This window comes from Acinetobacter sp. 228, from assembly GCF_048147885.1.
The window spans coordinates 1-16,352 of sequence record NZ_JAYWYV010000028.1; the positions used below are offsets into that span (position 1 = coordinate 1).

The following is a 16,352-nucleotide window of genomic DNA, read 5'->3' on the forward strand; positions in this document are numbered from 1 at the left end:
ATCGTATCGCATTTATTGACCCGGCAAACGGGAATGAAACGCCGATGTTTGTGGCGCAGGGCAACCAGATATTCATGAACGACGTGTTCCTGAAGCGCCTGACGGCCCCCACCATTACCAGCGGCGGCAATCCTCCGGCCTTTTCCCTGACACCGGACGGAAAGCTGACCGCTAAAAATGCGGATATCAGTGGCAGTGTGAATGCGAACTCCGGGACGCTCAGTAATGTGACGATAGCTGAAAACTGTACGATAAACGGTACGCTGAGGGCGGAAAAAATCGTCGGGGACATTGTAAAGGCGGCGAGCGCGGCTTTTCCGCGCCAGCGTGAAAGCAGTGTGGACTGGCCGTCAGGTACCCGTACTGTCACCGTGACCGATGACCATCCTTTTGATCGCCAGATAGTGGTGCTTCCGCTGACGTTTCGCGGAAGTAAGCGTACTGTCAGCGGCAGGACAACGTATTCGATGTGTTATCTGAAAGTACTGATGAACGGTGCGGTGATTTATGATGGCGCGGCGAACGAGGCGGTACAGGTGTTCTCCCGTATTGTTGACATGCCAGCGGGTCGGGGAAACGTGATCCTGACGTTCACGCTTACGTCCACACGGCATTCGGCAGATATTCCGCCGTATACGTTTGCCAGCGATGTGCAGGTTATGGTGATTAAGAAACAGGCGCTGGGCATCAGCGTGGTCTGAGTGTGTTACAGAGGTTCGTCCGGGAACGGGCGTTTTATTATAAAACAGTGAGAGGTGAACGATGCGTAATGTGTGTATTGCCGTTGCTGTCTTTGCCGCACTTGCGGTGACAGTCACTCCGGCCCGTGCGGAAGGTGGACATGGTACGTTTACGGTGGGCTATTTTCAAGTGAAACCGGGTACATTGCCGTCGTTGTCGGGCGGGGATACCGGTGTGAGTCATCTGAAAGGGATTAACGTGAAGTACCGTTATGAGCTGACGGACAGTGTGGGGGTGATGGCTTCCCTGGGGTTCGCCGCGTCGAAAAAGAGCAGCACAGTGATGACCGGGGAGGATACGTTTCACTATGAGAGCCTGCGTGGACGTTATGTGAGCGTGATGGCCGGACCGGTTTTACAAATCAGTAAGCAGGTCAGTGCGTACGCCATGGCCGGAGTGGCTCACAGTCGGTGGTCCGGCAGTACAATGGATTACCGTAAGACGGAAATCACTCCCGGGTATATGAAAGAGACGACCACTGCCAGGGACGAAAGTGCAATGCGGCATACCTCAGTGGCGTGGAGTGCAGGTATACAGATTAATCCGGCAGCGTCCGTCGTTGTTGATATTGCTTATGAAGGCTCCGGCAGTGGCGACTGGCGTACTGACGGATTCATCGTTGGGGTCGGTTATAAATTCTGATTAGCCAGGTAACACAGTGTTATGACAGCCCGCCGGAACCGGTGGGCTTTTTTGTGGGGTGAATATGGCAGTAAAGATTTCAGGAGTCCTGAAAGACGGCACAGGAAAACCGGTACAGAACTGCACCATTCAGCTGAAAGCCAGACGTAACAGCACCACGGTGGTGGTGAACACGGTGGGCTCAGAGAATCCGGATGAAGCCGGGCGTTACAGCATGGATGTGGAGTACGGTCAGTACAGTGTCATCCTGCAGGTTGACGGTTTTCCACCATCGCACGCCGGGACCATCACCGTGTATGAAGATTCACAACCGGGGACGCTGAATGATTTTCTCTGTGCCATGACGGAGGATGATGCCCGGCCGGAGGTGCTGCGTCGTCTTGAACTGATGGTGGAAGAGGTGGCGCGTAACGCGTCCGTGGTGGCACAGAGTACGGCAGACGCGAAGAAATCAGCCGGCGATGCCAGTGCATCAGCTGCTCAGGTCGCGGCCCTTGTGACTGATGCAACTGACTCAGCACGCGCCGCCAGCACGTCCGCCGGACAGGCTGCATCGTCAGCTCAGGAAGCGTCCTCCGGCGCAGAAGCGGCATCAGCAAAGGCCACTGAAGCGGAAAAAAGTGCCGCAGCCGCAGAGTCCTCAAAAAACGCGGCGGCCACCAGTGCCGGTGCGGCGAAAACGTCAGAAACGAATGCTGCAGCGTCACAACAATCAGCCGCCACGTCTGCCTCCACCGCGGCCACGAAAGCGTCAGAGGCCGCCACTTCAGCACGAGATGCGGTGGCCTCAAAAGAGGCAGCAAAATCATCAGAAACGAACGCATCATCAAGTGCCGGTCGTGCAGCTTCCTCGGCAACGGCGGCAGAAAATTCTGCCAGGGCGGCAAAAACGTCCGAGACGAATGCCAGGTCATCTGAAACAGCAGCGGAACGGAGCGCCTCTGCCGCGGCAGACGCAAAAACAGCGGCGGCGGGGAGTGCGTCAACGGCATCCACGAAGGCGACAGAGGCTGCGGGAAGTGCGGTATCAGCATCGCAGAGCAAAAGTGCGGCAGAAGCGGCGGCAATACGTGCAAAAAATTCGGCAAAACGTGCAGAAGATATAGCTTCAGCTGTCGCGCTTGAGGATGCGGACACAACGAGAAAGGGGATAGTGCAGCTCAGCAGTGCAACCAACAGCACGTCTGAAACGCTTGCTGCAACGCCAAAGGCGGTTAAGGTGGTAATGGATGAAACGAACAGAAAAGCCCACTGGACAGTCCGGCACTGACCGGAACGCCAACAGCACCAACCGCGCTCAGGGGAACAAACAATACCCAGATTGCGAACACCGCTTTTGTACTGGCCGCGATTGCAGATGTTATCGACGCGTCACCTGACGCACTGAATACGCTGAATGAACTGGCCGCAGCGCTCGGGAATGATCCAGATTTTGCTACCACCATGACTAACGCGCTTGCGGGTAAACAACCGAAGAATGCGACACTGACGGCGCTGGCAGGGCTTTCCACGGCGAAAAATAAATTACCGTATTTTGCGGAAAATGATGCCGCCAGCCTGACTGAACTGACTCAGGTTGGCAGGGATATTCTGGCAAAAAATTCCGTTGCAGATGTTCTTGAATACCTTGGGGCCGGTGAGAATTCGGCCTTTCCGGCAGGTGCGCCGATCCCGTGGCCATCAGATATCGTTCCGTCTGGCTACGTCCTGATGCAGGGGCAGGCGTTTGACAAATCAGCCTACCCAAAACTTGCTGTCGCGTATCCATCGGGTGTGCTTCCTGATATGCGAGGCTGGACAATCAAGGGGAAACCCGCCAGCGGTCGTGCTGTATTGTCTCAGGAACAGGATGGAATTAAGTCGCACACCCACAGTGCCAGTGCATCCGGTACGGATTTGGGGACGAAAACCACATCGTCGTTTGATTACGGGACGAAAACAACAGGCAGTTTCGATTACGGCACCAAATCGACGAATAACACGGGGGCTCATGCTCACAGTCTGAGCGGTTCAACAGGGGCCGCGGGTGCTCATGCCCACACAAGTGGTTTAAGGATGAACAGTTCTGGCTGGAGTCAGTATGGAACAGCAACCATTACAGGAAGTTTATCCACAGTTAAAGGAACCAGCACACAGGGTATTGCTTATTTATCGAAAACGGACAGTCAGGGCAGCCACAGTCACTCATTGTCCGGTACAGCCGTGAGTGCCGGTGCACATGCGCATACAGTTGGTATTGGTGCGCACCAGCATCCGGTTGTTATCGGTGCTCATGCCCATTCTTTCAGTATTGGTTCACACGGACACACCATCACCGTTAACGCTGCGGGTAACGCGGAAAACACCGTCAAAAACATTGCATTTAACTATATTGTGAGGCTTGCATAATGGCATTCAGAATGAGTGAACAACCACGGACCATAAAAATTTATAATCTGCTGGCCGGAACTAATGAATTTATTGGTGAAGGTGACGCATATATTCCGCCTCATACCGGTCTGCCTGCAAACAGTACCGATATTGCACCGCCAGATATTCCGGCTGGCTTTGTGGCTGTTTTCAACAGTGATGAGGCATCGTGGCATCTCGTTGAAGACCATCGGGGTAAAACCGTCTATGACGTGGCTTCCGGCGACGCGTTATTTATTTCTGAACTCGGTCCGTTACCGGAAAATTTTACCTGGTTATCGCCGGGAGGGGAATATCAGAAGTGGAACGGCACAGCCTGGGTGAAGGATACGGAAGCAGAAAAACTGTTCCGGATCCGGGAGGCGGAAGAAACAAAAAAAAGCCTGATGCAGGTAGCCAGTGAGCATATTGCGCCGCTTCAGGATGCTGCAGATCTGGAAATTGCAACGAAGGAAGAAACCTCGTTGCTGGAAGCCTGGAAGAAGTATCGGGTGTTGCTGAACCGTGTTGATACATCAACTGCACCTGATATTGAGTGGCCTGCTGTCCCTGTTATGGAGTAATCGTTTTGTGATATGCCGCAGAAACGTTGTATGAAATAACGTTCTGCGGTTAGTTAGTATATTGTAAAGCTGAGTATTGGTTTATTTGGCGATTATTATCTTCAGGAGAATAATGGAAGTTCTATGACTCAATTGTTCATAGTGTTTACATCACCGCCAATTGCTTTTAAGACTGAACGCATGAAATATGGTTTTTCGTCATGTTTTGAGTCTGCTGTTGATATTTCTAAAGTCGGTTTTTTTTCTTCGTTTTCTCTAACTATTTTCCATGAAATACATTTTTGATTATTATTTGAATCAATTCCAATTACCTGAAGTCTTTCATCTATAATTGGCATTGTATGTATTGGTTTATTGGAGTAGATGCTTGCTTTTCTGAGCCATAGCTCTGATATCCAAATGAAGCCATAGGCATTTGTTATTTTGGCTCTGTCAGCTGCATAACGCCAAAAAATATATTTATCTGCTTGATCTTCAAATGTTGTATTGATTAAATCAATTGGATGGAATTGTTTATCATAAAAAATTAATGTTTGAATGTGATAACCGTCCTTTAAAAAAGTCGTTTCTGCAAGCTTGGCTGTATAGTCAACTAACTCTTCTGTCGAAGTGATATTTTTAGGCTTATCTACCAGTTTTAGACGCTCTTTAATATCTTCAGGAATTATTTTATTGTCATATTGTATCATGCTAAATGACAATTTGCTTATGGAGTAATCTTTTAATTTTAAATAAGTTATTCTCCTGGCTTCATCAAATAAAGAGTCGAATGATGTTGGCGAAATCACATCGTCACCCATTGGATTGTTTATTTGTATGCCAAGAGAGTTACAGCAGTTATACATTCTGCCATAGATTATAGCTAAGGCATGTAATAATTCGTAATCTTTTAGCGTATTAGCGACCCATCGTCTTTCTGATTTAATAATAGATGATTCAGTTAAATATGAAGGTAATTTCTTTTGTGCAAGTCTGACTAACTTTTTTATACCAATGTTTAACATACTTTCATTTGTAATAAACTCAATGTCATTTTCTTCAATGTAAGATGAAATAAGAGTAGCCTTTGCCTCGCTATACATTTCTAAATCGCCTTGTTTTTCTATCGTATTGCGAGAATTTTTAGCCCAAGCCATTAATGGATCATTTTTCCATTTTTCAATAACATTATTGTTATACCAAATGTCATATCCTATAATCTGGTTTTTGTTTTTTTGAATAATAAATGTTACTGTTCTTGCGGTTTGGAGGAATTGATTCAAATTCAAGCGAAATAATTCAGGGTCAAAATATGTATCAATGCAGCATTTGAGCAAGTGCGATAAATCTTTAAGTCTTCTTTCCCATGGTTTTTTAGTCATAAAACTCTCCATTTTGATAGGTTGCATGCTAGATGCTGATATATTTTAGAGGTGATAAAATTAACTGCTTAACTGTCAATGTAATACAAGTTGTTTGATCTTTGCAATGATTCTTATCAGAAACCATATAGTAAATTAGTTACACAGGAAATTTTTAATATTATTATTATCATTCATTATGTATTAAAATTAGAGTTGTGGCTTGGCTCTGCTAACACGTTGCTCATAGGAGATATGGTAGAGCCGCAGACACGTCGTATGCAGGAACGTGCTGCGGCTGGCTGGTGAACTTCCGATAGTGCGGGTGTTGAATGATTTCCAGTTGCTACCGATTTTACATATTTTTTGCATGAGAGAATTTGTACCACCTCCCACCGACCATCTATGACTGTACGCCACTGTCCCTAGGACTGCTATGTGCCGGAGCGGACATTACAAACGTCCTTCTCGGTGCATGCCACTGTTGCCAATGACCTGCCTAGGAATTGGTTAGCAAGTTACTACCGGATTTTGTAAAAACAGCCCTCCTCATATAAAAAGTATTCGTTCACTTCCGATAAGCGTCGTAATTTTCTATCTTTCATCATATTCTAGATCCCTCTGAAAAAATCTTCCGAGTTTGCTAGGCACTGATACATAACTCTTTTCCAATAATTGGGGAAGTCATTCAAATCTATAATAGGTTTCAGATTTGCTTCAATAAATTCTGACTGTAGCTGCTGAAACGTTGCGGTTGAACTATATTTCCTTATAACTTTTACGAAAGAGTTTCTTTGAGTAATCACTTCACTCAAGTGCTTCCCTGCCTCCAAACGATACCTGTTAGCAATATTTAATAGCTTGAAATGATGAAGAGCTCTGTGTTTGTCTTCCTGCCTCCAGTTCGCCGGGCATTCAACATAAAAACTGATAGCACCCGGAGTTCCGGAAACGAAATTTGCATATACCCATTGCTCACGAAAAAAAATGTCCTTGTCGATATAGGGATGAATCGCTTGGTGTACCTCATCTACTGCGAAAACTTGACCTTTCTCTCCCATATTGCAGTCGCGGCACGATGGAACTAAATTAATAGGCATCACCGAAAATTCAGGATAATGTGCAATAGGAAGAAAATGATCTATATTTTTTGTCTGTCCTATATCACCACAAAATGGACATTTTTCACCTGATGAAACAAGCATGTCATCGTAATATGTTCTAGCGGGTTTGTTTTTATCTCGGAGATTATTTTCATAAAGCTTTTCTAATTTAACCTTTGTCAGGTTACCAACTACTAAGGTTGTAGGCTCAAGAGGGTGTGTCCTGTCGTAGGTAAATAACTGACCTGTCGAGCTTAATATTCTATATTGTTGTTCTTTCTGCAAAAAAGTGGGGAAGTGAGTAATGAAATTATTTCTAACATTTATCTGCATCATACCTTCCGAGCATTTATTAAGCATTTCGCTATAAGTTCTCGCTGGAAGAGGTAGTTTTTTCATTGTACTTTACCTTCATCTCTGTTCATTATCATCGCTTTTAAAACGGTTCGACCTTCTAATCCTATCTGACCATTATAATTTTTTAGAATGGTTTCATAAGAAAGCTCTGAATCAACGGACTGCGATAATAAGTGGTGGTATCCAGAATTTGTCACTTCAAGTAAAAACACCTCACGAGTTAAAACACCTAAGTTCTCACCGAATGTCTCAATATCCGGACGGATAATATTTATTGCTTCTCTTGACCGTAGGACTTTCCACATGCAGGATTTTGGAACCTCTTGCAGTACTACTGGGGAATGAGTTGCAATTATTGCTACACCATTGCGTGCATCGAGTAAGTCGCTTAATGTTCGTAAAAAAGCAGAGAGCAAAGGTGGATGCAGATGAACCTCTGGTTCATCGAATAAAACTAATGACTTTTCGCCAACGACATCTACTAATCTTGTGATAGTAAATAAAACAATTGCATGTCCAGAGCTCATTCGAAGCAGATATTTCTGGATATTGTCATAAAACAATTTAGTGAATTTATCATCGTCCACTTGAATCTGTGGTTCATTACGTCTTAACTCTTCATATTTAGAAATGAGGCTGATGAGTTCCATATTTGAAAAGTTTTCATCACTACTTAGTTTTTTGATAGCTTCAAGCCAGAGTTGTCTTTTTCTATCTACTCTCATACAACCAATAAATGCTGAAATGAATTCTAAGCGGAGATCGCCTAGTGATTTTAAACTATTGCTGGCAGCATTCTTGAGTCCAATATAAAAGTATTGTGTACCTTTTGCTGGGTCAGGTTGTTCTTTAGGAGGAGTAAAAGGATCAAATGCACTAAACGAAACTGAAACAAGCGATCGAAAATATCCCTTTGGGATTCTTGACTCGATAAGTCTATTATTTTCAGAGAAAAAATATTCATTGTTTTCTGGGTTGGTGATTGCACCAATCATTCCATTCAAAATTGTTGTTTTACCACACCCATTCCGCCCGATAAAAGCATGAATGTTCGTGCTGGGCATAGAATTAACCGTCACCTCAAAAGGTATAGTTAAATCACTGAATCCGGGAGCACTTTTTCTATTAAATGAAAAGTGGAAATCTGACAATTCTGGCAAACCATTTAACACACGTGCGAACTGTCCATGAATTTCTGAAAGAGTTACCCCTCTCAGTAATGAGGTGTTAAGGACGCTTTCATTTTCAATGTCGGCTAATCGATTTGGCCATACTACTAAATCCTGAATAGCTTTAAGAAGGTTATGTTTAAAACCATCGCTTAATTTGCTGAGATTAACATAGTAGTCAATGCTTTCACCTAAGGAAAAAAACATTTCAGGGAGTTGACTGAATTTTTTATCTATTAATGAATAAGTGCTTACTTCTTCTTTTTGACCTACAAAACCAATTTTAACATTTCCGATATCGCATTTTTCACCATGCTCATCAAAGACAGTAAGATAAAACATTGTAACAAAGGAATAGTCATTCCAACCATCTGCTCGTAGGAATGCCTTATTTTTTTCTACTGCAGGAATATACCCGCCTCTTTCAATAACACTAAACTCCAACATATAGTAACCCTTAATTTTATTAAAATAACCGCAATTTATTTGGCGGCAACACAGGATCTCTCTTTTAAGTTACTCTCTATTACATACGTTTTCCATCTAAAAATTAGTAGTATTGAACTTAACGGGGCATCGTATTGTAGTTTTCCATATTTAGCTTTCTGCTTCCTTTTGGATAACCCACTGTTATTCATGTTGCATGGTGCACTGTTTATACCAACGATATAGTCTATTAATGCATATATAGTATCGCCGAACGATTAGCTCTTCAGGCTTCTGAAGAAGCGTTTCAAGTACTAATAAGCCGATAGATAGCCACGGACTTCGTAGCCATTTTTCATAAGTGTTAACTTCCGCTCCTCGCTCATAACAGACATTCACTACAGTTATGGCGGAAAGGTATGCATGCTGGGTGTGGGGAAGTCGTGAAAGAAAAGAAGTCAGCTGCGTCGTTTGACATCACTGCTATCTTCTTACTGGTTATGCAGGTCGTAGTGGGTGGCACACAAAGCTTTGCACTGGATTGCGAGGCTTTGTGCTTCTCTGGAGTGCGACAGGTTTGATGACAAAAAATTAGCGCAAGAAGACAAAAATCACCTTGCGCTAATGCTCTGTTACAGGTCACTAATACCATCTAAGTAGTTGATTCATAGTGACTGCATATGTTGTGTTTTACAGTATTATGTAGTCTGTTTTTTATGCAAAATCTAATTTAATATATTGATATTTATATCATTTTACGTTTCTCGTTCAGCTTTTTTATACTAAGTTGGCATTATAAAAAAGCATTGCTTATCAATTTGTTGCAACGAACAGGTCACTATCAGTCAAAATAAAATCATTATTTGATTTCAATTTTGTCCCACTCCCTGCCTCTGTCATCACGATACTGTGATGCCATGGTGTCCGACTTATGCCCGAGAAGATGTTGAGCAAACTTATCGCTTATCTGCTTCTCATAGAGTCTTGCAGACAAACTGCGCAACTCGTGAAAGGTAGGCGGATCCCCTTCGAAGGAAAGACCTGATGCTTTTCGTGCGCGCATAAAATACCTTGATACTGTGCCGGATGAAAGCGGTTCGCGACGAGTAGATGCAATTATGGTTTCTCCGCCAAGAATCTCTTTGCATTTATCAAGTGTTTCCTTCATTGATATTCCGAGAGCATCAATATGCAATGCTGTTGGGATGGCAATTTTTACGCCTGTTTTGCTTTGCTCGACATAAAGATATCCATCTACGATATCAGACCACTTCATTTCGCATAAATCACCAACTCGTTGCCCGGTAACAACAGCCAGTTCCATTGCAAGTCTGAGCCAACATGGTGATGATTCTGCTGCTTGATAAATTTTCAGGTATTCGTCAGCCGTAAGTCTTGATCTCCTTACCTCTGATTTTGCTGCGCGAGTGGCAGCGACATGGTTTGTTGTTATATGGCCTTCAGCTATTGCCTCTCGGAATGCATCGCTCAGTGTTGATCTGATTAACTTGGCTGACGCCGCCTTGCCCTCGTCTATGTATCCATTGAGCATTGCCGCAATTTCTTTTGTGGTGATGTCTTCAAGTGGAGCATCAGGCAGACCCCTCCTTATTGCTTTAATTTTGCTCATGTAATTTATGAGTGTCTTCTGCTTGATTCCTCTGCTGGCCAGGATTTTTTCGTAGCGATCAAGCCATGAATGTAACGTAACGGAATTATCACTGTTGATTCTCGCTGTCAGAGGCTTGTGTTTGTGTCCTGAAAATAACTCAATGTTGGCCTGTATAGCTTCAGTGATTGCGATTCGCCTGTCTCTGCCTAATCCAAACTCTTTACCCGTCCTTGGGTCCCTGTAGCAGTAATATCCATTGTTTCTTATATAAAGGTTAGGGGGTAAATCCCGGCGCTCATGACTTCGCCTTCTTCCCATTTCTGATCCTCTTCAAAAGGCCACCTGTTACTGGTCGATTTAAGTCAACCTTTACCGCTGATTCGTGGAACAGATACTCTCTTCCATCCTTAACCGGAGGTGGGAATATCCTGCATTCCCGAACCCATCGACGAACTGTTTCAAGGCTTCTTGGACGTCGCTGGCGTGCGTTCCACTCCTGAAGTGTCAAGTACATCGCAAAGTCTCCGCAATTACACGCAAGAAAAAACCGCCATCAGGCGGCTTGGTGTTCTTTCAGTTCTTCAATTCGAATATTGGTTACGTCTGCATGTGCTATCTGCGCCCATATCATCCAGTGGTCGTAGCAGTCGTTGATGTTCTCCGCTTCGATAACTCTGTTGAATGGCTCTCCATTCCATTCTCCTGTGACTCGGAAGTGCATTTATCATCTCCATAAAACAAAACCCGCCGTAGCGAGTTCAGATAAAATAAATCCCCGCGAGTGCGAGGATTGTTATGTAATATTGGGTTTAATCATCTATATGTTTTGTACAGAGAGGGCAAGTATCGTTTCCACCGTACTCGTGATAATAATTTTGCACGGTATCAGTCATTTCTCGCACATTGCAGAATGGGGATTTGTCTTCATTAGACTTATAAACCTTCATGGAATATTTGTATGCCGACTCTATATCTATACCTTCATCTACATAAACACCTTCGTGATGTCTGCATGGAGACAAGACACCGGATCTGCACAACATTGATAACGCCCAATCTTTTTGCTCAGACTCTAACTCATTGATACTCATTTATAAACTCCTTGCAATGTATGTCGTTTCAGCTAAACGGTATCAGCAATGTTTATGTAAAGAAACAGTAAGATAATACTCAACCCGATGTTTGAGTACGGTCATCATCTGACACTACAGACTCTGGCATCGCTGTGAAGACGACGCGAAATTCAGCATTTTCACAAGCGTTATCTTTTACAAAACCGATCTCACTCTCCTTTGATGCGAATGCCAGCGTCAGACATCATATGCAGATACTCACCTGCATCCTGAACCCATTGACCTCCAACCCCGTAATAGCGATGCGTAATGATGTCGATAGTTACTAACGGGTCTTGTTCGATTAACTGCCGCAGAAACTCTTCCAGGTCACCAGTGCAGTGCTTGATAACAGGAGTCTTCCCAGGATGGCGAACAACAAGAAACTGGTTTCCGTCTTCACGGACTTCGTTGCTTTCCAGTTTAGCAATACGCTTACTCCCATCCGAGATAACACCTTCGTAATACTCACGCTGCTCGTTGAGTTTTGATTTTGCTGTTTCAAGCTCAACACGCAGTTTCCCTACTGTTAGCGCAATATCCTCGTTCTCCTGGTCGCGGCGTTTGATGTATTGCTGGTTTCTTTCCCGTTCATCCAGCAGTTCCAGCACAATCGATGGTGTTACCAATTCATGGAAAAGGTCTGCGTCAAATCCCCAGTCGTCATGCATTGCCTGCTCTGCCGCTTCACGCAGTGCCTGAGAGTTAATTTCGCTCACTTCGAACCTCTCTGTTTACTGATAAGTTCCAGATCCTCCTGGCAACTTGCACAAGTCCGACAACCCTGAACGACCAGGCGTCTTCGTTCATCTATCGGATCGCCACACTCACAACAATGAGTGGCAGATATAGCCTGGTGGTTCAGGCGGCGCATTTTTATTGCTGTGTTGCGCTGTAATTCTTCTATTTCTGATGCTGAATCAATGATGTCTGCCATCTTTCATTAATCCCTGAACTGTTGGTTAATACGCTTGAGGGTGAATGCGAATAATAAAAAAGGAGCCTGTAGCTCCCTGATGATTTTGCTTTTCATGTTCATCGTTCCTTAAAGACGCCGTTTAACATGCCGATTGCCAGGCTTAAATGAGTCGGTGTGAATCCCATCAGCGTTACCGTTTCGCGGTGCTTCTTCAGTACGCTACGGCAAATGTCATCGACGTTTTTATCCGGAAACTGCTGTCTGGCTTTTTTTGATTTCAGAATTAGCCTGACGGGCAATGCTGCGAAGGGCGTTTTCCTGCTGAGGTGTCATTGAACAAGTCCCATGTCGGCAAGCATAAGCACACAGAATATGAAGCCCGCTGCCAGAAAAATGCATTCCGTGGTTGTCATACCTGGTTTCTCTCATCTGCTTCTGCTTTCGCCACCATCATTTCCAGCTTTTGTGAAAGGGATGCGGCTAACGTATGAAATTCTTCGTCTGTTTCTACTGGTATTGGCACAAACCTGATTCCAATTTGAGCAAGGCTATGTGCCATCTCGATACTCGTTCTTAACTCAACAGAAGATGCTTTGTGCATACAGCCCCTCGTTTATTATTTATCTCCTCAGCCAGCCGCTGTGCTTTCAGTGGATTTCGGATAACAGAAAGGCCGGGAAATACCCAGCCTCGCTTTGTAACGGAGTAGACGAAAGTGATTGCGCCTACCCGGATATTATCGTGAGGATGCGTCATCGCCATTGCTCCCCAAATACAAAACCAATTTCAGCCAGTGCCTCGTCCATTTTTTCGATGAACTCCGGCACGATCTCGTCAAAACTCGCCATGTACTTTTCATCCCGCTCAATCACGACATAATGCAGGCCTTCACGCTTCATACGCGGGTCATAGTTGGCAAAGTACCAGGCATTTTTTCGCGTCACCCACATGCTGTACTGCACCTGGGCCATGTAAGCTGACTTTATGGCCTCGAAACCACCGAGCCGGAACTTCATGAAATCCCGGGAGGTAAACGGGCATTTCAGTTCAAGGCCGTTGCCGTCACTGCATAAACCATCGGGAGAGCAGGCGGTACGCATACTTTCGTCGCGATAGATGATCGGGGATTCAGTAACATTCACGCCGGAAGTGAATTCAAACAGGGTTCTGGCGTCGTTCTCGTACTGTTTTCCCCAGGCCAGTGCTTTAGCGTTAACTTCCGGAGCCACACCGGTGCAAACCTCAGCAAGCAGGGTGTGGAAGTAGGACATTTTCATGTCAGGCCACTTCTTTCCGGAGCGGGGTTTTGCTATCACGTTGTGAACTTCTGAAGCGGTGATGACGCCGAGCCGTAATTTGTGCCACGCATCATCCCCCTGTTCGACAGCTCTCACATCGATCCCGGTACGCTGCAGGATAATGTCCGGTGTCATGCTGCCACCTTCTGCTCTGCGGCTTTCTGTTTCAGGAATCCAAGAGCTTTTACTGCTTCGGCCTGTGTCAGTTCTGACGATGCACGAATGTCGCGGCGAAATATCTGGGAACAGAGCGGCAATAAGTCGTCATCCCATGTTTTATCCAGGGCGATCAGCAGAGTGTTAATCTCCTGCATGGTTTCATCGTTAACCGGAGTGATGTCGCGTTCCGGCTGACGTTCTGCAGTGTATGCAGTATTTTCGACAATGCGCTCGGCTTCATCCTTGTCATAGATACCAGCAAATCCGAAGGCCAGACGGGCACACTGAATCATGGCTTTATGACGTAACATCCGTTTGGGATGCGACTGCCACGGCCCCGTGATTTCTCTGCCTTCGCGAGTTTTGAATGGTTCGCGGCGGCATTCATCCATCCATTCGGTAACGCAGATCGGATGATTACGGTCCTTGCGGTAAATCCGGCATGTACAGGATTCATTGTCCTGCTCAAAGTCCATGCCATCAAACTGCTGGTTTTCATTGATGATGCGGGACCAGCCATCAACGCCCACCACCGGAACGATGCCATTCTGCTTATCAGGAAAGGCGTAAATTTCTTTCGTCCACGGATTAAGGCCGTACTGGTTGGCAACGATCAGTAATGCGATGAACTGCGCATCGCTGGCATCACCTTTAAATGCCGTCTGGCGAAGAGTGGTGATCAGTTCCTGTGGGTCGACAGAATCCATGCCGACACGTTCAGCCAGCTTCCCAGCCAGCGTTGCGAGTGCAGTACTCATTCGTTTTATACCTCTGAATCAATATCAACCTGGTGGTGAGCAATGGTTTCAACCATGTACCGGATGTGTTCTGCCATGCGCTCCTGAAACTCAACATCGTCATCAAACGCACGGGTAATGGATTTTTTGCTGGCCCCGTGGCGTTGCAAATGATCGATGCATAGCGATTCAAACAGGTGCTGGGGCAGGCCTTTTTCCATGTCGTCTGCCAGTTCTGCCTCTTTCTCTTCACGGGCGAGCTGCTGGTAGTGACGCGCCCAGCTCTGAGCCTCAAGACGATCCTGAATGTAATAAGCGTTCATGGCTGAACTCCTGAAATAGCTGTGAAAATATCGCCCGCGAAATGCCGGGCTGATTAGGAAAACAGGAAAGGGGGTTAGTGAATGCTTTTGCTTGATCTCAGTTTCAGTATTAATATCCATTTTTTATAAGCGTCGACGGCTTCACGAAACATCTTTTCATCGCCAATAAAAGTGGCGATAGTGAATTTAGTCTGGATAGCCATAAGTGTTTGATCCATTCTTTGGGACTCCTGGCTGATTAAGTATGTCGATAAGGCGTTTCCATCCGTCACGTAATTTACGGGTGATTCGTTCAAGTAAAGATTCGGAAGGGCAGCCAGCAACAGGCCACCCTGCAATGGCATATTGCATGGTGTGCTCCTTATTTATACATAACGAAAAACGCCTCGAGTGAAGCGTTATTGGTATGCGGTAAAACCGCACTCAGGCGGCCTTGATAGTCATATCATCTGAATCAAATATTCCTGATGTATCGATATCGGTAATTCTTATTCCTTCGCTACCATCCATTGGAGGCCATCCTTCCTGACCATTTCCATCATTCCAGTCGAACTCACACACAACACCATATGCATTTAAGTCGCTTGAAATTGCTATAAGCAGAGCATGTTGCGCCAGCATGATTAATACAGCATTTAATACAGAGCCGTGTTTATTGAGTCGGTATTCAGAGTCTGACCAGAAATTATTAATCTGGTGAAGTTTTTCCTCTGTCATTACGTCATGGTCGATTTCAATTTCTATTGATGCTTTCCAGTCGTAATCAATGATGTATTTTTTGATGTTTGACATCTGTTCATATCCTCACAGATAAAAAATCGCCCTCACACTGGAGGGCAAAGAAGATTTCCAATAATCAGAACAAGTCGGCTCCTGTTTAGTTACGAGCGACATTGCTCCGTGTATTCACTCGTTGGAATGAATACACAGTGCAGTGTTTATTCTGTTATTTATGCCAAAAATAAAGGCCACTATCAGGCAGCTTTGTTGTTCTGTTTACCAAGTTCTCTGGCAATCATTGCCGTCGTTCGTATTGCCCATTTATCGACATATTTCCCATCTTCCATTACAGGAAACATTTCTTCAGGCTTAACCATGCATTCCGATTGCAGCTTGCATCCATTGCATCGCTTGAATTGTCCACACCATTGATTTTTATCAATAGTCGTAGTCATACGGATAGTCCTGGTATTGTTCCATCACATCCTGAGGATGCTCTTCGAACTCTTCAAATTCTTCTTCCATATATCACCTTAAATAGTGGATTGCGGTAGTAAAGATTGTGCCTGTCTTTTAACCACATCAGGCTCGGTGGTTCTCGTGTACCCCTACAGCGAGAAATCGGATAAACTATTACAACCCCTACAGTTTGATGAGTATAGAAATGGATCCACTCGTTATTCTCGGACGAGTGTTCAGTAATGAACCTCTGGAGAGAACCA

General features: G+C 45.0%; 22 protein-coding genes and 1 pseudogene. 6 read left to right on the forward strand and 17 right to left on the reverse strand.

Annotated elements, in window-relative coordinates:
- From VXQ92_RS14700 to VXQ92_RS14720, 5 genes are all read left to right on the forward strand, one after another.
- Window positions 1-701, forward strand: a 701-nt coding sequence (locus tag VXQ92_RS14700; protein ID WP_416682317.1) for a DUF3672 domain-containing protein, incomplete at its 5' end; no start/stop codon positions are given.
- Window positions 702-762: 61 nt separating this feature from the next.
- The gene (gene lom, locus VXQ92_RS14705) at window positions 763-1,383 is read left to right on the forward strand and encodes an outer membrane beta-barrel protein Lom (RefSeq protein ID WP_001246632.1); all 621 of its coding nucleotides are present in this window, start codon (window positions 763-765) and stop codon (window positions 1,381-1,383) included.
- A gap of 64 nt (window positions 1,384-1,447) precedes the next feature.
- Window positions 1,448-2,653, forward strand: coding sequence for a prophage tail fiber N-terminal domain-containing protein (locus tag VXQ92_RS14710; protein ID WP_015979255.1), 1,206 nt, complete (start codon window positions 1,448-1,450; stop codon window positions 2,651-2,653).
- 173 nt (window positions 2,654-2,826) lie between these two features.
- Window positions 2,827-3,771, forward strand: a complete 945-nt coding sequence (locus VXQ92_RS14715; RefSeq protein WP_015979257.1) for a phage tail protein — start codon at window positions 2,827-2,829, stop codon at window positions 3,769-3,771.
- Complete coding sequence (locus VXQ92_RS14720; protein ID WP_015979258.1) at window positions 3,771-4,355, forward strand: tail fiber assembly protein; 585 nt, start codon at window positions 3,771-3,773, stop codon at window positions 4,353-4,355. The genes VXQ92_RS14715 and VXQ92_RS14720 overlap by 1 nt, the downstream gene beginning before the upstream one ends.
- 128 nt (window positions 4,356-4,483) lie before the next feature.
- Here the strand turns inward: VXQ92_RS14720 and VXQ92_RS14725 are convergent, their stop codons facing one another.
- From VXQ92_RS14725 to VXQ92_RS14735, 3 genes are all read right to left on the reverse strand, one after another.
- Entirely contained in the window at window positions 4,484-5,716 is a 1,233-nt protein-coding gene (locus tag VXQ92_RS14725; protein ID WP_000162952.1) for a hypothetical protein, read from the reverse strand.
- A 590-nt stretch (window positions 5,717-6,306) separates the two neighbouring features.
- Window positions 6,307-7,197, reverse strand: coding sequence for an HNH endonuclease (locus tag VXQ92_RS14730; RefSeq protein ID WP_000735931.1), 891 nt, complete (start codon window positions 7,195-7,197; stop codon window positions 6,307-6,309).
- Window positions 7,194-8,771: an AAA family ATPase gene (locus VXQ92_RS14735; RefSeq protein WP_015979259.1), complete on the reverse strand. Its 1,578-nt coding sequence runs from the start codon at window positions 8,769-8,771 to the stop codon at window positions 7,194-7,196. The genes VXQ92_RS14730 and VXQ92_RS14735 overlap by 4 nt, the downstream gene beginning before the upstream one ends.
- A gap of 398 nt (window positions 8,772-9,169) precedes the next feature.
- Between VXQ92_RS14735 and VXQ92_RS14740 the strand changes: the two genes are divergently transcribed.
- Window positions 9,170-9,331, forward strand: coding sequence for a hypothetical protein (locus VXQ92_RS14740; protein ID WP_000542999.1), 162 nt, complete (start codon window positions 9,170-9,172; stop codon window positions 9,329-9,331).
- 278 nt (window positions 9,332-9,609) lie between these two features.
- Here the strand turns inward: VXQ92_RS14740 and VXQ92_RS14745 are convergent, their stop codons facing one another.
- From VXQ92_RS14745 to VXQ92_RS14810, 14 genes and pseudogenes are all read right to left on the reverse strand, one after another.
- The gene (locus VXQ92_RS14745; protein ID WP_000533640.1) at window positions 9,610-10,680 is read right to left on the reverse strand and encodes a tyrosine-type recombinase/integrase; all 1,071 of its coding nucleotides are present in this window, start codon (window positions 10,678-10,680) and stop codon (window positions 9,610-9,612) included.
- The gene (locus VXQ92_RS14750; protein WP_002414258.1) at window positions 10,658-10,876 is read right to left on the reverse strand and encodes an excisionase; all 219 of its coding nucleotides are present in this window, start codon (window positions 10,874-10,876) and stop codon (window positions 10,658-10,660) included. Before VXQ92_RS14750 ends, VXQ92_RS14745 begins: the two co-directional genes overlap by 23 nt.
- A 295-nt stretch (window positions 10,877-11,171) precedes the next feature.
- Window positions 11,172-11,453: a hypothetical protein gene (locus VXQ92_RS14755; protein ID WP_000026224.1), complete on the reverse strand. Its 282-nt coding sequence runs from the start codon at window positions 11,451-11,453 to the stop codon at window positions 11,172-11,174.
- A 191-nt stretch (window positions 11,454-11,644) separates the two neighbouring features.
- A complete protein-coding gene (locus tag VXQ92_RS14760) occupies window positions 11,645-12,193 on the reverse strand; it encodes an ead/Ea22-like family protein (RefSeq protein WP_001289873.1) in 549 nt (182 codons plus the stop codon).
- Window positions 12,190-12,411, reverse strand: coding sequence for a TraR/DksA family transcriptional regulator (locus tag VXQ92_RS14765; RefSeq protein WP_000763367.1), 222 nt, complete (start codon window positions 12,409-12,411; stop codon window positions 12,190-12,192). The genes VXQ92_RS14760 and VXQ92_RS14765 overlap by 4 nt, the downstream gene beginning before the upstream one ends.
- 391 nt (window positions 12,412-12,802) lie before the next feature.
- A complete protein-coding gene (locus VXQ92_RS14770; RefSeq protein WP_015979260.1) occupies window positions 12,803-12,994 on the reverse strand; it encodes a DUF1382 family protein in 192 nt (63 codons plus the stop codon).
- A complete protein-coding gene (locus tag VXQ92_RS14775; protein ID WP_001251812.1) occupies window positions 12,967-13,155 on the reverse strand; it encodes a DUF1317 domain-containing protein in 189 nt (62 codons plus the stop codon). The genes VXQ92_RS14770 and VXQ92_RS14775 overlap by 28 nt, the downstream gene beginning before the upstream one ends.
- On the reverse strand, window positions 13,146-13,826 hold the full coding sequence (locus VXQ92_RS14780; RefSeq protein ID WP_000186853.1) for a lambda exonuclease family protein: 681 nt from the start codon (window positions 13,824-13,826) through the stop codon (window positions 13,146-13,148). Before VXQ92_RS14780 ends, VXQ92_RS14775 begins: the two co-directional genes overlap by 10 nt.
- 233 nt (window positions 13,827-14,059) lie before the next feature.
- A pseudogene (bet, locus tag VXQ92_RS14785) lies at window positions 14,060-14,608 on the reverse strand (phage recombination protein Bet); the annotation flags it as partial.
- A gap of 5 nt (window positions 14,609-14,613) precedes the next feature.
- Window positions 14,614-14,910: a host-nuclease inhibitor Gam family protein gene (locus VXQ92_RS14790; RefSeq protein ID WP_000995451.1), complete on the reverse strand. Its 297-nt coding sequence runs from the start codon at window positions 14,908-14,910 to the stop codon at window positions 14,614-14,616.
- A 74-nt stretch (window positions 14,911-14,984) separates the two neighbouring features.
- The gene (gene kil, locus VXQ92_RS14795) at window positions 14,985-15,128 is read right to left on the reverse strand and encodes a host cell division inhibitory peptide Kil (RefSeq protein WP_000372937.1); all 144 of its coding nucleotides are present in this window, start codon (window positions 15,126-15,128) and stop codon (window positions 14,985-14,987) included.
- Window positions 15,097-15,261: a protease FtsH-inhibitory lysogeny factor CIII gene (locus VXQ92_RS14800; RefSeq protein ID WP_001198861.1), complete on the reverse strand. Its 165-nt coding sequence runs from the start codon at window positions 15,259-15,261 to the stop codon at window positions 15,097-15,099. Before VXQ92_RS14800 ends, kil begins: the two co-directional genes overlap by 32 nt.
- Window positions 15,262-15,333: 72 nt before the next feature.
- Window positions 15,334-15,702, reverse strand: a complete 369-nt coding sequence (locus VXQ92_RS14805) for a DUF2528 family protein (RefSeq protein WP_000065374.1) — start codon at window positions 15,700-15,702, stop codon at window positions 15,334-15,336.
- Window positions 15,703-15,884: 182 nt separating this feature from the next.
- Complete coding sequence (locus VXQ92_RS14810) at window positions 15,885-16,085, reverse strand: antirestriction Ral family protein (RefSeq protein ID WP_000213975.1); 201 nt, start codon at window positions 16,083-16,085, stop codon at window positions 15,885-15,887.
- Window positions 16,086-16,352 lie beyond the last annotated feature (267 nt).